Source organism: Streptomyces sp. NPDC046931, from assembly GCF_040644655.1.
Taxonomy (GTDB): Bacteria; Actinomycetota; Actinomycetes; order Streptomycetales; family Streptomycetaceae; genus Streptomyces.
In genome coordinates this window covers 248,442-263,424 of record NZ_JBEYWX010000005.1, presented here as the reverse complement: position 1 = coordinate 263,424, position 14,983 = coordinate 248,442, and the positions used below count along the sequence as shown (strand labels likewise).

Below are 14,983 nucleotides of genomic sequence, written 5' to 3'. Positions count from 1 at the left end.
GGCTTCCCGTGAACTCTCCAATTCCCCTGGCACAGTTGTGCGAGCCTTGCGCCATGCGGCTGCTGCTCATCGAAGACGACGACCGAATCGCGGGCCCGCTCACCGAGGGCCTGGGGCGCTACGGGTTCACCGTGGACCACGTCCGCACCGGCGCGGCCGGCCTCGCCGACGCCGAGGCCGCGCCGGACCTGGTGCTGCTGGATCTCGGCCTGCCCGACATGGACGGCCTGGACGTCTGCCGCAGCCTGCGCGCCCGCTCCGCCGTCCCCATCATCATGATCACCGCGCGGGGCGAGGAGGCCGACCGCATCGTCGGTCTCGAACTCGGTGCCGACGACTATCTCGCCAAGCCCTTCGGCGTGCGCGAGTTGATCGCCCGCATCCGTGCCGTCACCCGCCGCGCCGGGGCGCCCGCCTACGCGCCGGCCGGGTCCGCGCAAGCGCCAGAGGCGCACCAGACGGCCCCGGGCGCGCAGACGCTGGGCCCGCTCGCCGTCAACCGCCGCACCCGCGAGGTCCATCTCGATGGACAGCCGATCGCCCTCACTCCGAGGGAGTTCGACCTGCTCGCCTATCTCGCCGAGGATCCCGGAACGGTGTACTCGCGTCAGCAGATCATGGACACGGTGTGGGACCCGCACTTCTTCGGTCCCACCAAGACCCTCGATGCCCACGTCGCCGCGTTGCGCCGCAAGCTCGGAGACCCGGGCTGGATCACCACCGCCCGCGGGGTCGGTTTCCGCCTGACCGTCCCCGGTGACCACACCGCCGCCGAGGCGGCCGGATGACCAGGCGGCTGCTGCTGAGCTACCTTGCCCTGGCCCTGCTTGTGCTGGCCGGCCTGGAAATTCCCTTCGGCTGCATCTACGCCCGCGGCGAGACCGCCCGCGCCTCCCAGAACGTGGAACGCGACGCCGTCATGCTCGCCGAGGTGACCGAGGAGGACATCGAGAAAGGGAACCTCGACGAACTGCCCGAGGTGGTCGGCGACTACGCCGCCCGCACCGGCGGCCGCGTCGTCGTCACCGACAAGCACGGCATCGTTCTGGCCGACTCCGACCCGGCCGGCCCCACCGGAATCAGTCTTGCCGCGCAACCGGACATCGTCCGGGCCCTGAACAACCAGCCCACCGTCACCACGACCACTGACAGCGCCGGCAACGACGTGCTGTCGGCCACCATGCCAGGCTCCTCGGGCACCACCATCCGCGGCGCGTTGCGCCTGACCTACCCGATGGCCGAGGTTTCCGCTCGCGTCCACCGCATCTGGGGCGCCCTCGCGCTCGCCGGTGGCTGCGTCCTGGCGGCCGTGGCGCTGGTCGCGTTCAGCCTGGCCCGCTGGATCACCCGGCCCCTGCGCGTCATGGAGGCGGCGACCACGCAACTGGCCGACGGTCACCTCGCCAACCCGCCCGACGCCACCGCCGGTCCACCCGAACTGCGCAGTCTGGCCGCCTCCTTCACCCGGACCGCCACCCGCCTGCAGCACCTGCTCAAAGCTCAGCAGGCGTTCGCCTCGGAGGCATCTCACCAGCTGAAAACCCCGCTTACGGCGCTGCGGCTGCGGCTGGAGAACTTCGAGCCCTACCTCGACCCCCGGGCCCACGGCAGCCTGGAGGAGGCCGTCGGCGAGGTCGAACGACTTGGCCGCATGGTGCAGGGGCTGCTCGCCCTGGCCCGCCTGGAGAACACCGCCACGACCCCGGAACCCGTCGACCTGGACGCCGTTCTCGCCGACCGGGCAGCTATGTGGGAGCCGCTGGCCGCGGAGCAGTACGTCGCCATCGACATCGCCGGCCCGCCCGCCGGCCACGTGTGGGCGATCCCCGGGGCGCTGGAGCAGATCATCGACAACCTGGTCGCCAACGCCCTGCGCGTCTCCCCGCCCAGCACCACCATCACCCTCCACCGTGTTCCGGGCGGCGAACTCCACATCGTCGACCAGGGGCCCGGTATGAGCGAGGCCGACCGCGAGCGTGCCTTCGACCGCTTCTGGCGTGCTTCCGGCTCCCACCACGACGGCACCGGCCTCGGCCTGCCCATCGTCCGCCACCTCGTCGACGCCTCCGGCGGCGCCATCACCCTCCACCCCGCACCCGGCGCCGGCCTCGACGCCCGAATCCGACTGCGCCCCCTCACCGCCCGCCCGCGAAGTCCGCGCTCCACGCCAGAAGAGGTCCGCTCGTCCCGCGTCCCCGGCCGCCGAACACAGGCAGCCGGTCGGCGGTGAGGTCCTCACGCGGCCGTACGAAGCGGGCCGGGCGCCGGTAGCGGCGTGCTTCGTACGGCCGCGTCGGAAGTGAAGATCGCGACCAGGCCCGGTCCGGACGGGGTACTCCGGGTCGCCGCGCCGCCCGCCGCGGGCACCGCCGTCGTCTCGTTCGTGGTCGCCTGCGCCTCCATCGCCCGGCTGCTGAAGTAGTTCTTCACCCGGCACTCCTTCAACGCGTTCGTGGCCTACCGGATCATCGCCGGGACGGCACTGTGCGGGCTCCTGGCCATCAGCCTGCTCGCCCGACGCATCAGGCGGCACTGCAGCCACTGTAACGAGTGCTACATTTGCTGCTGTGTCAAAGAAAGAGCCTGGCAGGCGCTGGCTCATCCTCGTGATCAAACTGCCCGCCGATCCGTCCCGGCACCGCGTCGCGGTCTGGCGTGAGCTGCGCAAGACCGGCGCGCTCTCCCTCGGCCAGGGCATCTGGGCCGTTCCGGACGTGCCCGTCTTCGCCGACGGCGTCACCCGGGCCATCACGCTCGCCGAACAGGCCGGCGGGCAAGCCGTGACCCTGAACGCTTCCGGGCGCAGCGAGGAGGACGCGTCCCGCTTCCAGGCACTGTTCACCGCCGCCCGCTCCGAGGACTGGCAGGAGTTCCTGGCCGACTGCGGCAAGTTCGAGCAGGAACTGGCCAAAGAGATCCGCATCGGCAAGTTCACCCTGGCCGAACTGGAGGAAGAGGAGCAGTCGATGGAGCGGCTGCGGCGTTGGCACCGCGATCTGACCGCGCGGGACGTGTTCGGCGCTCCGGAGGCCGCCGAGGCCGGCCGGCGGCTCAAGCAGTGCGCCGCAGCCTGCGAGGGCTATGCGGAGCGGGTCTTCGCCGCACTGCACCAGAGCCCGCAGGGGGAGCAGTGAGCGCGCAGGCGGCCCCGGCCCGGCAGATGTGGCCGCTGTACGCGGCAGGGTTCACCACCGCATTCGGCGCCCACGGCATCGCCGCGACCCTCGGCGGCGACACCGAGGACGCGGTCACCTCCCTGCTCGTCCTCGGCGGCCTGCTCGCCCTCTACGACGGCGCCGAGGTGCTCCTCAAGCCGCTCTTCGGCGCCCTCGCCGACCGCATAGGCGCTCGCCCTGTACTGCTCGGCGGGCTGGTCGCTTTCGCCGCCGTGTCCGCGCTGTACGTCGCCGCGGACAGCCCGGGCTGGCTGTGGGCCGCCCGCCTCGGCCAGGGGGCCGCGGCCTCCGCCTTCTCTCCCGCCGCCTCCGCGCTGGTCGCCCGCCTCAACCCGGCCGCCAAGCATGGCCGCGCCTTCGGCAGCTACGGTTTCTACAAGTCCATCGGCTACACCCTCGGCCCGCTGCTCGGCGGCGTCCTGGTGTGGGCCGGGGGGCTGCGGCTGCTGTTCGCCGTCCTCGCGGTGCTCGGCGCGGCGGTCGCCGTCTGGGCCGCGCTCGCCGTACCCGCCGTACCCCCGCTGCCCAAGGCCCGGCAGACCGTGCTCGACCTGGCCAGGCGGCTGGCCGATCCGGCCTTCCTCGCCCCCACCGCCGCGCTCGCAGCGGCAACCGGGGCCCTGTCGGTCGGGGTCGGTTTCCTGCCGGTCTCCGGCCGCGCCGCCGGACTGGGCACGGTGGCCACCGGGGCGGCGGTGTCGGTGCTCGCTCTGTCTGCGGCGGTCGTCCAGCCACGCGCCGGGCGCGCCCTGGACGACGGGCGCCTCACCACACGTTCCGGCCTGGCCGTGGGCCTGCTGGCCACCGCCGCGGGTCTGGCCTGCGCCATGCTGCCGGGCCTGACCGGCGTGCTCCTCGGTGCCGCCCTGATCGGCGTCGGCACGGGCCTGATCACCCCGCTCGGTTTCGCCGCGCTGGCCGCGAGCACCCCCACCGAGCGCCTCGGCCAGACCATGGGTGCCGCCGAACTCGGCCGCGAACTCGGCGACGCGGGCGGGCCCATCCTGGTCGCCGCCGTCGCCTCGCTCGCCACGCTCACCTACGGATACGCCGCCCTCGCCCTCCTCGTTTCCGTCGGCGGCGCCCTGGCCGTCGTAGGCCGCACCGGCGCGACAGTCGCGGCCGGCCAGGCGGAATAGCCAGACCCCGGTGGGCCACGCCGACGGCGGCTCGTCACGGCACCTCTGCCCGTCCTCCTCACGGCGCCGTGTGTCGGCGTAACCGCTTTGCCGCTACTCAGTCGAGTGGCGCGAGGGGTTCGGGCCGGAACGCCTGAAGGCGGGGGTCCCGTTGACCCCTTCAAGGAAGCTTTGGAGTACCTGCCGCAGGAGGTCGGGGTGTTCCAGGTGTACGTCGTGCCCCGCCTCCGGGATGCTCATGGCCACCATGTCGGGTCGCTGCTGGAACATGTCGTCGACCTCCTGCGCAGGGATGATGCCCCTCTGGCCCCATATGGCCAGGGTCGGGCAGGTGATCCTCGCCCATTCGTCCCAGAAGGATCGCTGGGCGTTCTCGGTCAGTGAGGCGACCATCACCTCGCGGTCGAAACGCGGCCACCATCCGTCGTCCCGTTGCTCCAGCCCGGTCGCCCAGCCCTCGCCGACCGCTCCGCCGCCGAACCGTATCGGGGATTCGTAGACGCAGGTGAGGAAGGTTCCCGGGTACGCGTGCGGGTCGCGGCGGGACAGGATACGCCTCGCGGTGTGCGTTGGACGCGCTGATCGGGCACAAGACCCGATCAGCGCGTCGCCGACGACTGTGGTATCAGTTCAGGTGCCGAGTGAAGAACCGCAGGGAACTGTCCAGTTCGAACGCCGGGATCTCCCCGTGCTTGCCTGGGTTGGCGTGCAGCGTCTTCTCCGCCGAGGCCAAGGCGTCGAACAGTGCCAAGCCCTGGGCACGCGGCACCCGCTCGTCGTCCCACTGCAGCAGGAACTGCACCGGGACGGTGATCCGCGCGGCGGCCTCCGCTGATGCCAGTGCTCCGCCCAGACCCAGCACAGCGGCACGGACCCGGGGTTCGGCGGCAACGAACGGAATGCCGAGACCGCACCCCAGCGACACACCCCAATAGCCCACGGGACCAGTACCGACATGCTCGAGTTCCTGGACCGCGTCCAGGACCGCCCGCCATTCCGGGACGGTCTGGCGGGCCACAAGCGCCTGGAAGCCGGCGATCAGCGGAGCCAGTTCCTCTCCGGCTTCCACGCGAGCCTGGTTCTCGGTCGCGATCCGGTCGTACTCCTCATGCTTCGGCCGGTCGCCATGGCCGGGCACGTCGACCGCCGCTACCGCGAAACCACACTCGGTCACAAAGCGGCGCGCACGCGCGAGAATGCCGGGGGCCTTCTTGTGCTGACCGCCACCGTGTCCCATCAGGATGAGGGGACGACTACCGGTGGCACTTTCCGGAGTCCACAACACACCCGGAATCGCACCGAGGGTAAAAAGCTGTTCGGAGACACCGCCGGACGAGGTCTCAGAGGTGAAGCGCATAGCGTTTCGAGCCTTTCGGGAAGCCTTCTGCGGGCACTCCCTAGACCATGCGAGAGAGGGAGTCCCGACCTGTCGAAGCGTTGATCGGTCTCACCTCCTCAGTTCGCAGCGGCGCACGGCGACGCCGAACCTACCACGACGGGTTCGCCCGCTCTGCTCAAGTACGACGCCAAGGCGAAAGTCTGTCGCCCCTGAAATTCGAGGAGTTGGGCCTCGGGGCAGCCATCCTCTTGTCGGCGAACCGGTGTTGTCAGGTTCTTGATCCGGCCGAGCGGCTTGCTCATTCCGGCGGTCTTGGACGCGGCGACCCGCGGCCCGGCTCATCGCCTCGGTCATCACGGCCTCGGCGTGGGCGCCCACAGCGGCCCGGCCCGGCTGTCGTAGGTGAGGGTACGCGCCCTGGCGAGCATGCCGCCGTCACCGGGTCGGGTACGGGCCGGCGCCTGCGTTGATCCAGCCCCCGCCATGAATCGGCGCGGTCCCACGGGTTGGTGCTGTGGGCATTGACGAGAGTGCCGCTGCGGGTGAGCACGTCACCGGTCGGCTGCCGTCACGTAGGCGCGGCGCGACGTGGTCATCAGCGGCTTCCGTGGCACCGATGACGGCTTGGTAAGGAACCGGGCGCGCTTCCCCGATACGAGCGCCGAGACTGCCGCGTTCCGGCCCCGCGATTTTCGGCACGCAGACCAAGCGTGGCGCATCGCTGGGCGAGCGCTACGGCGTTCGGCAACTCGGTCGGAAATCGGGAGGATGACCTGGGCGAGGGCTCGCTCCACGCTGCCGATGACGCTTCGGTGGACCATGACCGGGCGGTGCTCGGCGCGGTCCGCGCCGACGTAGTGCAGGTCGCACTGCTCGGGCTGGTGGCAGTCGAGGTCGTGGCGATGCCGAGCGCCGCGTAGGCCCGAGCGGGATCGGTGGATCACCGCGTGGTGCGGACACGGGCTTGGCTGCAGCACGACCTGCTCACCGCCCATCTCCATCGGGGGGAACATGTCGTCGCTGACTCCAGGGTGTGCCGGACGGTTGCACCGTCGGGCAGCCAGTACGCCAGTCCCGCGCCGATCAGCGGGTCGGTGCCGAACGGGCCCAACCGACGGCCGAGTTTGCGGTGGTCGTGCGTGGCGGTCTCCTCACCGGCATCGGGCGAGTGACCGCAAGGCGAAGCCCCGGGGCACTCGCCCGGGGCTTCGGGCCATCGACACATGCGGCAGCCTATGAAGGGGCTGCGCGTCGGCTGTGAAGGGGCGCCTGGGCCGGGGGAAGTCCTGCCGACGGAGCCGCTGGGGGCCGGGTCTCGGGCAGCAGGGCGAAGCATCCGAAGCTGAGCAGGGCCATGGCGGTGAGGTAGACGCCGATGCTCCAGGGTGTGCTGCTGCTGCGCTCGGCCAGTGTCGTGGTGATGATCGGGGTGAGGGTGCCGCCGACCACTCCGCCGAGGTTGTAGCCGAGGGCCGCGCCGGTGCAGCGCACGCGGGCGTCGTACAGTTCGGGTACGTACGCGGCGGTCACGGCGAACATCGGCGTGAGGGAGAGCATGGCCCCAAGGGAGCCCAGGAACATCAGCAGCGGCCGACCGGTCGACAGCAGGGCGACCATGGGGAACATCCACAGGGCCACGGCCGTGCAGCCGGCCAGGCACAGCGAGCGCCGCGCGCAGCGGTCTGCCAGGTGAGCCACCAGGGGAGTCAGGGCCCCTTGCACGACGACGACGGCCATGACACAGGCCAGTATGACGGTGCGGCTCACGCCGAGCCGTACGGTCCCATACGCCAGAGTCCAGGTCGTCACGGTGTAGGCGACAGCGAATCCGACTGCAAGAGAGCCGGCTGTCAGCAGGACGAGGCGCCAGTGGCCGCGCAGGACATCCAGGAGCGGCACACGTGCGTGGTGGTCGATCTCCAGGAAGTGCGGACTTTCCGCGAGCGAGCCGCGCAGCCACAGTCCGACGGCCGTAAGGACCCCAGCGGCCCAGAACGGAACCCGCCAGCCCCAGGCGGCGAACTGCGCGTCCGACAGCGTCGCTGACAGCCCCAGCATCACGACGTTGGCCAGCAGGAAGCCCAGCGCCAGGCCCATCTGCGGAAAGCTCGACCACAGCACGCGCCGCCGGGCCGGCGCGTGCTCCACAGTCAGCAGTACCGCACCGCTCCACTCTCCGCCGAGCCCGAGTCCCTGCACAAAGCGCAGCACGAGCAGGAGGACGGGAGCGGTCGCGCCCATCGTCGCGTAGGTCGGCAGGCAGCCGACCGCCACGGTCGCGGCCCCGGTCAGCCACAGCGAGGCGACGAGTACTGGCCGCCGTCCGCGCCGGTCCCCTATGTGACCGAACACCACCGAGCCGAGGGGCCGCGCCAGGAATGCGATGCCGGCGCTTGCGAAGGCCAGCAGCGTGCCGGTCAGCGGCGAGAAGGTCGGGAAGAACAGGGGTCCCAGGATCAGGGCGGCCGCGGTTCCGTAGACAATGGAGTCGTAGATCTCGATGGCCGTCCCGACGAGCGAGGCGGCAGCGAGCCGGAGCATCGAGGGAGCTCTTACGGCGCGTACATCGTGCATGCCGCTTCACTACCCATGGTGACGACGGGTTACGGGGGAGCATGCGGGGCACTGCGTATCACGGGGGGCATGCGGGGGCACTGCGCATCCGTGGGGTGGAGGGGGCGTACGCCTGTCGCGCGTCAGGCTTTCCGGCACAGGCACTCGTGATCCCCGGCCCCACCGTGCACATTGATCCGGGCTTGTGCTGTGACGGCGCGCTTTTGGCCAACGGCCTGTACGGCGTCGCTGGTGGCGAATGCGGGTGCCGGACGCGGGTCGCCCCGGGAGAGCCGGGGCAGGGCGTCCGGAGGCTCGGCAGTGGCGTCGATACGGCCGCGTCGGCGTGTGCCGGAGAACGCCGGCGCAGATCGGGCCGCGCCGAGGCGGTGGCGAGTTGCTGCCCGATCGGCCCGGCCCGGCGTCGCCCACCGCGAGGGGCCCTCTCTGGCTCACCCACGCGGACGCGCGGGCTCGATGCCCGGCTTGCGCGCGATGGCCGTACAGCCGCATCCGACGGACTCCGCGCACAGCGAGCCGTACGGGCTGCTGGTCGGCCTCTTCGTGCCAATGTGCCCATCCTGCCACCCGACGACGGGCCCTGAGCCTGCGGCAGCGGCCGGCCGATCGGCCGTGTCCCCGCCCGGCGTCGGTGTCCCGCCGGATCTGCGAAGCCGGCTGGGAGGCTGTGTCCGGTGCCTGCATGACTAAGGTGAGGCCACTTCGGATGAGCCGTCTATGCTGGGCCCGCAGCAGCACAGGGGGGAAGGGTTGGCTTGTGGACTGGTTCTGGTGGGTTCTCATCGTCTTCTGGACGGGTGGCTTCGCGTGGGCGGCCGACAACGTTCGCACGGCGCTGCGCAATCGGCATGAGCGCAAGCTGCAGTTGCTGGAGGCGGCGAAGCAGGAACGATTGGCCATCGAAGCGGCGCACAAGCCACCGGAGCCCGTGTGCGGATGCACGCACCATCTCGCCAAGCATGACAAGCAGGGCCGGTGCCACGAACGCGTCGAGGTGCCGACGGCCTGGGACGAGAACAAGAAACCGCTGCGTTACGAGGCCGGCCAGTGCAACTGCCAGCAGTACGTCGGACCGCAGCCCCTGTCGCAGGTGTTTGCGGAGGACCTGACGGACCGCGCCTGACCAGGACGGCGTCCGTTCCACGAGGGCGTCGTCACGCGGTTCACCTGCCGACGGTCTCTTCGACCTCCGACCACAGGGCGATGAGGGCCTTGTAGGCGGTCGGGTGCTGCTTGCCGATGTTGACGCGCTGGGGGTCGGTCATGGTTCCTTTGGTGGGCGGTCGTGTGTGTCTTGACCGTGTCGACGGAGTACACCCGGCCTTCGCGGTAGAACACAAGGGCGAGCTCGCCGCCGACCTCGGCGCAGTCGATGCGGTCCGGGTGCCACTGCCGCCCCACACGCACCATGACCTCGGGGACGCGCCCGCCGCCGTGGAGGAGCTTGCGTGCCGCGGAGACCTTGCCGCCGCCGTCGGTGACGTAGACGGCGTCCGGGTGTAGAAGTCTGACCAAGCCGGCCAGGTCCCCGGCTTCGTACGCAGCGCGGAAAGGTTAGGCCACTGGGGGGATCCGGCCGCCGGTCCTGTGTCGAAGTGCCGCCTCCAGCCGGTCGCGGGCCTCGGTCTGGGCAGCGATCCTTTCGTTGAGGACCGTCAGCCGTTCCAATGCGACCCGCAGACCCTTGTCCGACGGCGTTGCGGCAGCCACATCGCCGTCCAGGCAGGGCAGGAACACCTGCACGTCGTCGAGGGTGAGTCCCGCGGCCAGCAGGTAGCGGATGTTGTGGACCCGGATCACTGCCCGTTCGTCGTAGATGCGATAGCCGTTGGGGGCTCGCTCCGAGGAGATCAGCCCGGCCTGTTCGTAGTGCCGCAGCGCACGGGCGGTCGTCCCGGTGGCTTTGGCCAGCTCGCCGATCCTCACCCGCTCCACCTCCCGGGTCACTCCTATCACGCCACGACCGCCCCGCCGTCGACCGGGAGCACAATCCCGGTGACGAACGACGCGGCCGGTGAAGCGAGCCGGGTGATGGCCCAGGCCACCTCCTCGGGGTGGCCGATCCGGCCCAGTGGGGTGTGTGCCAGCTGCCATTCCCGCACCGCGGCCATTCGCTCCGGCGTCAGGCCCTGATGTTCGCCGATCGGGGTGTCGATCGCTCCGGGGGCGACCGCGACCACGCGGATCCCGCGGGGTGCCAGTTCGACCGCCCAGCTGCGGGTCAGCAGCTCCAGCGCGGTCTTGGTCGCCGCGTAGACCGAACTGCCCGGCCAGGCCCGCTGCCCCACCGACGTGGTCACGTTGACGATCACCCCACCGGTTGACTCCAGGAGCGGCAGGGCGGCCTGGGTCAGCAGGATGGGTGCGATCAGGTTGGTGGCGATCTGCGGGGTGATCGTCTCCGGTGTCAGGGTGCCGAGGGCACCGCTGCGCACGATGCCGGCGTTGTTGACCAGCACGTCCAATCGGCCGTGCAACTCCTGCGCGGTGTGGATGATTCGCTCGGGTTCTCCCGCGGCGGTGATGTCCGCGGCCAGCGGGGTGATCCGCTCGCGACCGGCGGCGGTCTCGTGGAGCGGTTCGGCTCGCCGGCCGACGGCGAGCACATGGGCGCCCTCGGCGGCGAAGGCCCGGGCGGTGGCCCGACCGATCCCGGTGCCGGCCCCGGTGACGGCGACGATTCTGCTGCTTTGCGGTGCGACGTTGGTGTCCATGCTGTGATCGTTCAACCCTGCCGCCAGTGGCAAGGTCAAACGGCGCCCGGTGGGGCCCGCTGGTCCTGGGGCTCACCGGGCCGGGAGCGTGTGGACCGTGGCGTGTGGGGCGGACTCGGCTCCCTTCCGAAGGGCGACGATGAGCTCATGCCGGGCCGCGTGGCGAGACAGGGCTGGGGCCTGGGCGCGGCGAGCGGAGACAACGGGCACAGGTACAGGGCAACGGCACCGGGTACGGTCCGGTGGGCGCGGGCAGGGTGAGCTGCACCGGCCCCGGGGCGGTGGGGGCCGCCCACGCCTGGGGTGCGACGCCGATCGGTAAGGCGGCTCCGACTGCCAGCGCGGCTTTGAGTATGCGGCGGCTGTCATTCCTTCTTGGTTCATGAGCGGTGCGGTTGTCACTGAGCCTCCCTGGGTTGCTTGCGCAGAACCGGGCTGCGGCCCCGCGTTCGGGTAGCCGGCCGAGCCCACCAATTTTTTTGATCTCTGGATGTCGGCGATTTCTCCTGATGAGGCATCAGAAAGGTCCTGACGGAGAGGCCCTTTGAGGAGTTGACGTGTCAGCCGTTGCGGGCGGCCCCTGGGCCGGTGATGCGTTTGAGGAGAGGGAGAGTCGAGGCGATGATGCCCAGCGAGGCGACGAGGCCGAGGGCGACGAGGCCGAGGGCGACGAGCGCGTAGTACGCCGCGCCCGGCGACACCAGGTCGTAGTGCATCTGCGATTTCAGGAACAGGGCGGAGGCGGCGAAGGCCGAGCCGCGAGCGTGCCCGCGTCCGCAGCCAACGCCAGCAACGCTGGGGCCGCCCCCGCTCCATGGCGGCTTGATCAAACCGATCGGCGTTCGTGGCACCGCGCACTAAGGTCGTGGCATGGGGAGCCAGGGCCGCGATCGTGCCGGAGATGTCTGTGGCGTCGTGGCCACGCATCTGCCCGCCTACCGGATCGACTCCGTGGTCCTCTTGGGGGAGGGCGAGGACAACACCGCCTACGAGGTCAATGGCGAGCTGATCCTACGGTTCACCAAGGAACCCGATGCGCAAGTCCGGGCAGCGAAGGTGAACGACGAGGCCAGGTTGCTTGCCGCTGTCGCGGGCATCTCACCGCTGCCCGTCCCCGAGTCGGCCTTCACGGTCGCCGAGCAGGGCTGCCTGGCCTACTTCAAACTTCCCGGTCTGCCGCTGATCGACCTGCCTTTGCCGCAACGATCGGCCCACGGCACCTCGATCGCCGCCGTGCTCGGCGAAGTGCTCACCGCACTGCACGGCGTTCCGCTCGCCCAGATGGCGGAGCTCGTGGACACCGATGACCAGCCGATGGAACTGTGGCTACGTGAGGCCGCGGAGACCTACGCCGCCCTGGCCCCAAGGGTGCCCAAAGCGCACCGCCCGGCCGTGGAGGCGTTCCTCGACACGCCACCGCCGGCTGACGGACACACACTGGTGTTCTCCCACAACGATCTGGGAATCGAGCACGTTCTCATCGACCCGGTCACCTGCGCAGTAACCGGCGTCATCGACTGGAGCGATGCCGCGATCGTCGATCCCGCCTACGACTTCGGTCTCCTCTACCGCGACCTGGGCCCCGACGCTGCCCGCCTGGCACTGCACAACTACCCAGCCGACCCCCATGAGATCGGTGCCCGAGCCGCCTTCTACGCCAGGTGCAGCGTCTTGGAGGACATGGCCTACGGAATCGAGACAGGGCACCACAAATACCTCGACAAGAGCCTCGCCGCCTTGAAATGGCTGTTCCCGACGCAGTCAGAGTGAGCACCCACCAACTCGCGCATGTCCACGCCCATACGGACCGAAAACCTCAGAAGCGGGAGCGCGGCCGGTGCTGCTCCCGTGACAGCCTCGCCCTGCGGGCCGGGCGTTGCCGTACCTGCCTCAGACGGCGGCAGACTTCCCTGGGCCGGGGACGGTGCGGAAGCGGAAGGGTTCCGGTTCGCGGCCCGCCTGGACGAACCAACACTCGCCCGTACCGTCGCCGGTGACGATCCGCAGCACCGTGTCCGCCACCACCTCGGCCGGGATGACGGGCAGGCCCTGCTCGGAGAGCATGTCCCGCAGCGGGTCGATGATCCGCGATTCGGCGAAGCCTGGGCAGACCGCGTTGAAGCGCACATTGTCCGGCGCGAGAGCCGGTCCAAGGGAGCGTGCGAGTCCGACGACCGCGTGCTTGTTGGCCGCGTACAGCGGGTCGAGCGGTACCGCCGCCAGTCCGGCGAGGGAGGCGGTCGCCACGATCGCCCCTCCGCCGCGGGCTCGCAGCGCCGGCAGCACCGCGTGGGTGCCGTAGACCACGCCGTCGAGGTTGGCGCCCATCGCCCGGCGGTAGCGCGCCGGGTTGAAGTCGTCACCGACGCCGCATCCGGTCGCCACGCCCGCGTTGAGCAGCGCGATGTCGACACCGCCGTAGTGCTCCTGGGCGAAGTCCACCAGCGCGCGGCTGGCGTCGAGGTCGGAGACGTCGCAGGCGCGGAAGGCTCCGTCGACCAGGTCGGCCACCTCGCGGCCGCCGCGCGCGTCGAGGTCCGCGACGACCACCCGCGCCCCGGCCTGCGCCAGCGCGAGTGCCATGGCCCGGCCGAGTCCACTGGCACCGCCGGTGACGATCGCCACCTTGCCCGCGAGCGCGGCGCCGTCCGTCTGCCCTCCCCGCAGGGCCCCGGTGGCGGTCATGCCGACTCCGGCACGAGCTCGCCGACGTTCTCGCCGCGGAACAGCACCTGCAGCGCCTCACGGAGGTCGTCCACGGTGCCTCTCACCATGTGTCCCCTGATCTTGATGCGGCCGTCTCGGATCCAGGCGGGGATCTGCTGCGCGGCCGTGGCGCACTGCTTGGCGTAGTCGAAGGAGACGTAGCCCATGGGCATCCCTTCGAGGGGCGGGGTGAGAGCGGCCGTGCCCAACGGCCGCACGTAGAGCGCGACGGCCATCGCTACGGGGTGATGATGTGGCCGGTACGCGGCGAGGTCCGACCCGACTGGACCTCGTGCCAGACCCGCTCGAGGCTCTGCGGGCCGCTGCTGTGCACGATGTCGACCCACCCCTCGGCCACGGGCAGGAACTCCTTCCACGCCTCGGCGAAACGGCGGTCCAGCCCTTCCCGCCCCCAGTCGCCGATGCGCTTGCGCATCTGGTCGGGGGCGAAGAACATGCCCGGCCCCGTCTCCGCAAGGGTGCCGGCGGGCGCGGGTTCCTGGTTGGTGATACCGACGACCACCTCGTGCACCAGCGAGTCGCCCAGGTGGGCGCCCAGCCGGGCGGACAGCTGCTCGTCGCCCGCGAAGTCGGCGTACAGCGTCTGGGTGCGTGGGAGCCGGGAGATGTCCTCGTAGGTCAGCACCCGGTCGTAGCAGCCGAGGCCCTCGGTGAAGGCGAGGTTGCGCGGGGAGGTCAGGCCGACCACCTCGCAGCCCTGCCCCTGCAGCAGGTGGGCGGCGCCGTAGGCCGTCTTGCTCGAAGCGGACGACAGGACGACGCTCTTCGCGCCCAGCCAGGCGTTGTCGACGAGCCAGTCGGCCAGCATGAACGAGGTCCAGAACAGCGGGCGGTACAGGACGTGAAGGTCCTCCCGACCGGCCTCGTAGGCGAGGTCGCCGGTGGTGAGGGCGTAGGCGTTGTAGGGCCGGGGCAGCGGCACGCGATGGGGGCTGGCCTCGCGGAAGCCGCGTTCGTCGACCCGGTCGGGGCGGACCAGCAGGTGGCTCGCGGACGGGTAGTAGCCGTAGTAGCGGCTGCCTGTCTCGATGCCGTCGACCCGGGAGGCGACGACGTCGGCGAAGCCCCAGAGGGGGACGATGCCCCAGCCGGCGCGGGGCGCGGGGAAGAACTCCCAGTAGCGGAACGAGTCGCCGAGCGCGGCGTAGGTGACGTTGTTGGCGGTCAGGCCGACCCGGTCGACGCGCAGCAGCGCCTCGCCGTCCCGCACTTGCGGGACGGGGGCGTCGGCCAGCTCCGCGGTGGACAGGTCGTCGCGGCGGACGAGCAGGTTCCAGGCGGTGGCAGCGGTGGTGTTGTCCATGGGCCGGAACG

At 70.8% G+C, this 14,983-nt stretch carries 15 protein-coding genes and 2 pseudogenes; 7 read left to right on the top strand and 10 right to left on the bottom strand.

The annotated features are described in order from the left end of the window. Positions 1-53 precede the first annotated feature (53 nt). The 5 genes and pseudogenes from ABZ876_RS13190 to ABZ876_RS13170 all read left to right on the top strand — a co-directional run bounded on the left by ABZ876_RS13190 (position 54) and on the right by ABZ876_RS13170 (position 4,315). Positions 54-788, top strand: a complete 735-nt coding sequence (locus ABZ876_RS13190) for a response regulator transcription factor (protein WP_361778778.1) — start codon at positions 54-56, stop codon at positions 786-788. Beyond that, positions 785-2,230 (top strand): HAMP domain-containing sensor histidine kinase, encoded by a 1,446-nt coding sequence (locus ABZ876_RS13185; RefSeq protein WP_361778775.1) that lies wholly within the window; start codon positions 785-787, stop codon positions 2,228-2,230. The genes ABZ876_RS13190 and ABZ876_RS13185 overlap by 4 nt, the downstream gene beginning before the upstream one ends. Positions 2,231-2,344: 114 nt before the next feature. After that, positions 2,345-2,500, top strand: a pseudogene (locus ABZ876_RS13180) (undecaprenyl-diphosphatase); the annotation flags it as partial. A 67-nt stretch (positions 2,501-2,567) separates the two neighbouring features. Then, on the top strand, positions 2,568-3,134 hold the full coding sequence (locus ABZ876_RS13175; RefSeq protein WP_361778772.1) for a Chromate resistance protein ChrB: 567 nt from the start codon (positions 2,568-2,570) through the stop codon (positions 3,132-3,134). A 26-nt stretch (positions 3,135-3,160) separates the two neighbouring features. Further along, positions 3,161-4,315: an MFS transporter gene (locus ABZ876_RS13170; RefSeq protein WP_361779057.1), complete on the top strand. Its 1,155-nt coding sequence runs from the start codon at positions 3,161-3,163 to the stop codon at positions 4,313-4,315. 93 nt (positions 4,316-4,408) lie between these two features. Here ABZ876_RS13170 and ABZ876_RS13165 read toward each other — a convergent pair whose 3' ends face one another. The 4 genes and pseudogenes from ABZ876_RS13165 to ABZ876_RS13150 all read right to left on the bottom strand — a co-directional run bounded on the left by ABZ876_RS13165 (position 4,409) and on the right by ABZ876_RS13150 (position 8,228). After that, entirely contained in the window at positions 4,409-4,708 is a 300-nt protein-coding gene (locus ABZ876_RS13165; RefSeq protein WP_361778770.1) for an alpha/beta hydrolase, read from the bottom strand. Positions 4,709-4,940: 232 nt separating this feature from the next. Continuing rightward, a complete protein-coding gene (locus tag ABZ876_RS13160; protein WP_361778767.1) occupies positions 4,941-5,672 on the bottom strand; it encodes an alpha/beta hydrolase in 732 nt (243 codons plus the stop codon). 478 nt (positions 5,673-6,150) lie between these two features. Then, a pseudogene (locus ABZ876_RS13155) lies at positions 6,151-6,765 on the bottom strand (hypothetical protein); the annotation flags it as partial. Positions 6,766-6,887: 122 nt separating this feature from the next. Beyond that, the gene (locus tag ABZ876_RS13150) at positions 6,888-8,228 is read right to left on the bottom strand and encodes an MFS transporter (RefSeq protein WP_361778761.1); all 1,341 of its coding nucleotides are present in this window, start codon (positions 8,226-8,228) and stop codon (positions 6,888-6,890) included. Positions 8,229-8,985: 757 nt separating this feature from the next. On the opposite strand from ABZ876_RS13150, the gene ABZ876_RS13145 reads away from it, so the two are divergent. Further along, the gene (locus ABZ876_RS13145) at positions 8,986-9,351 is read left to right on the top strand and encodes a hypothetical protein (protein WP_361778758.1); all 366 of its coding nucleotides are present in this window, start codon (positions 8,986-8,988) and stop codon (positions 9,349-9,351) included. A 431-nt stretch (positions 9,352-9,782) separates the two neighbouring features. Here the strand turns inward: ABZ876_RS13145 and ABZ876_RS13140 are convergent, their stop codons facing one another. The 3 genes from ABZ876_RS13140 to ABZ876_RS13130 all read right to left on the bottom strand — a co-directional run bounded on the left by ABZ876_RS13140 (position 9,783) and on the right by ABZ876_RS13130 (position 11,658). After that, positions 9,783-10,154, bottom strand: a complete 372-nt coding sequence (locus tag ABZ876_RS13140) for a MerR family transcriptional regulator (protein ID WP_361779054.1) — start codon at positions 10,152-10,154, stop codon at positions 9,783-9,785. 26 nt (positions 10,155-10,180) lie between these two features. Next, entirely contained in the window at positions 10,181-10,942 is a 762-nt protein-coding gene (locus ABZ876_RS13135; RefSeq protein WP_361778755.1) for an SDR family oxidoreductase, read from the bottom strand. A gap of 560 nt (positions 10,943-11,502) precedes the next feature. Beyond that, entirely contained in the window at positions 11,503-11,658 is a 156-nt protein-coding gene (locus ABZ876_RS13130) for a hypothetical protein (RefSeq protein ID WP_361778752.1), read from the bottom strand. A gap of 154 nt (positions 11,659-11,812) precedes the next feature. Here ABZ876_RS13130 and ABZ876_RS13125 point away from each other — a divergent pair, with 154 nt between their 5' ends. Next, positions 11,813-12,712 carry an aminoglycoside phosphotransferase family protein gene (locus ABZ876_RS13125; protein WP_361778750.1) on the top strand — a complete coding sequence of 300 codons (900 nt, stop codon included), beginning with the start codon at positions 11,813-11,815 and terminating at the stop codon, positions 12,710-12,712. Between the two features lie 120 nt (positions 12,713-12,832). On the opposite strand, the gene ABZ876_RS13120 is transcribed toward ABZ876_RS13125, so the two are convergent. Genes ABZ876_RS13120 through ABZ876_RS13110 form a run of 3 tightly spaced genes read right to left on the bottom strand, consistent with a single transcriptional unit; the run spans position 12,833 to position 14,972 of the window. Further along, a complete protein-coding gene (locus ABZ876_RS13120; protein ID WP_361778747.1) occupies positions 12,833-13,627 on the bottom strand; it encodes an SDR family NAD(P)-dependent oxidoreductase in 795 nt (264 codons plus the stop codon). Further along, a complete protein-coding gene (locus ABZ876_RS13115; RefSeq protein ID WP_361778745.1) occupies positions 13,624-13,884 on the bottom strand; it encodes a hypothetical protein in 261 nt (86 codons plus the stop codon). The genes ABZ876_RS13120 and ABZ876_RS13115 overlap by 4 nt, the downstream gene beginning before the upstream one ends. A gap of 2 nt (positions 13,885-13,886) precedes the next feature. Next, complete coding sequence (locus ABZ876_RS13110; protein ID WP_361778742.1) at positions 13,887-14,972, bottom strand: DUF2855 family protein; 1,086 nt, start codon at positions 14,970-14,972, stop codon at positions 13,887-13,889. Between the last annotated feature and the right edge of the window lie 11 nt (positions 14,973-14,983).

Excerpts from the sequence above, each read along its gene's own strand:
- ABZ876_RS13190 (WP_361778778.1), top strand. The coding sequence starts at position 54 with ATGCGGCTGCTGCTCATCGAAGACGACGACCGAATCGCGGGCCCGCTC.
- ABZ876_RS13150 (WP_361778761.1), bottom strand. The coding sequence starts at position 8,228 with ATGCACGATGTACGCGCCGTAAGAGCTCCCTCGATGCTCCGGCTCGCT.
- ABZ876_RS13185 (WP_361778775.1), top strand. The coding sequence starts at position 785 with ATGACCAGGCGGCTGCTGCTGAGCTACCTTGCCCTGGCCCTGCTTGTG.
- ABZ876_RS13130 (WP_361778752.1), bottom strand. The coding sequence starts at position 11,658 with ATGCACTACGACCTGGTGTCGCCGGGCGCGGCGTACTACGCGCTCGTC.
- ABZ876_RS13135 (WP_361778755.1), bottom strand. The coding sequence starts at position 10,942 with ATGGACACCAACGTCGCACCGCAAAGCAGCAGAATCGTCGCCGTCACC.
- ABZ876_RS13165 (WP_361778770.1), bottom strand. The coding sequence starts at position 4,708 with ATGGTCGCCTCACTGACCGAGAACGCCCAGCGATCCTTCTGGGACGAA.
- ABZ876_RS13110 (WP_361778742.1), bottom strand. The coding sequence starts at position 14,972 with ATGGACAACACCACCGCTGCCACCGCCTGGAACCTGCTCGTCCGCCGC.
- ABZ876_RS13160 (WP_361778767.1), bottom strand. The coding sequence starts at position 5,672 with ATGCGCTTCACCTCTGAGACCTCGTCCGGCGGTGTCTCCGAACAGCTT.
- ABZ876_RS13115 (WP_361778745.1), bottom strand. The coding sequence starts at position 13,884 with ATGGCCGTCGCGCTCTACGTGCGGCCGTTGGGCACGGCCGCTCTCACC.
- ABZ876_RS13120 (WP_361778747.1), bottom strand. The coding sequence starts at position 13,627 with ATGACCGCCACCGGGGCCCTGCGGGGAGGGCAGACGGACGGCGCCGCG.
- ABZ876_RS13170 (WP_361779057.1), top strand. The coding sequence starts at position 3,161 with ATGTGGCCGCTGTACGCGGCAGGGTTCACCACCGCATTCGGCGCCCAC.
- ABZ876_RS13125 (WP_361778750.1), top strand. The coding sequence starts at position 11,813 with ATGGGGAGCCAGGGCCGCGATCGTGCCGGAGATGTCTGTGGCGTCGTG.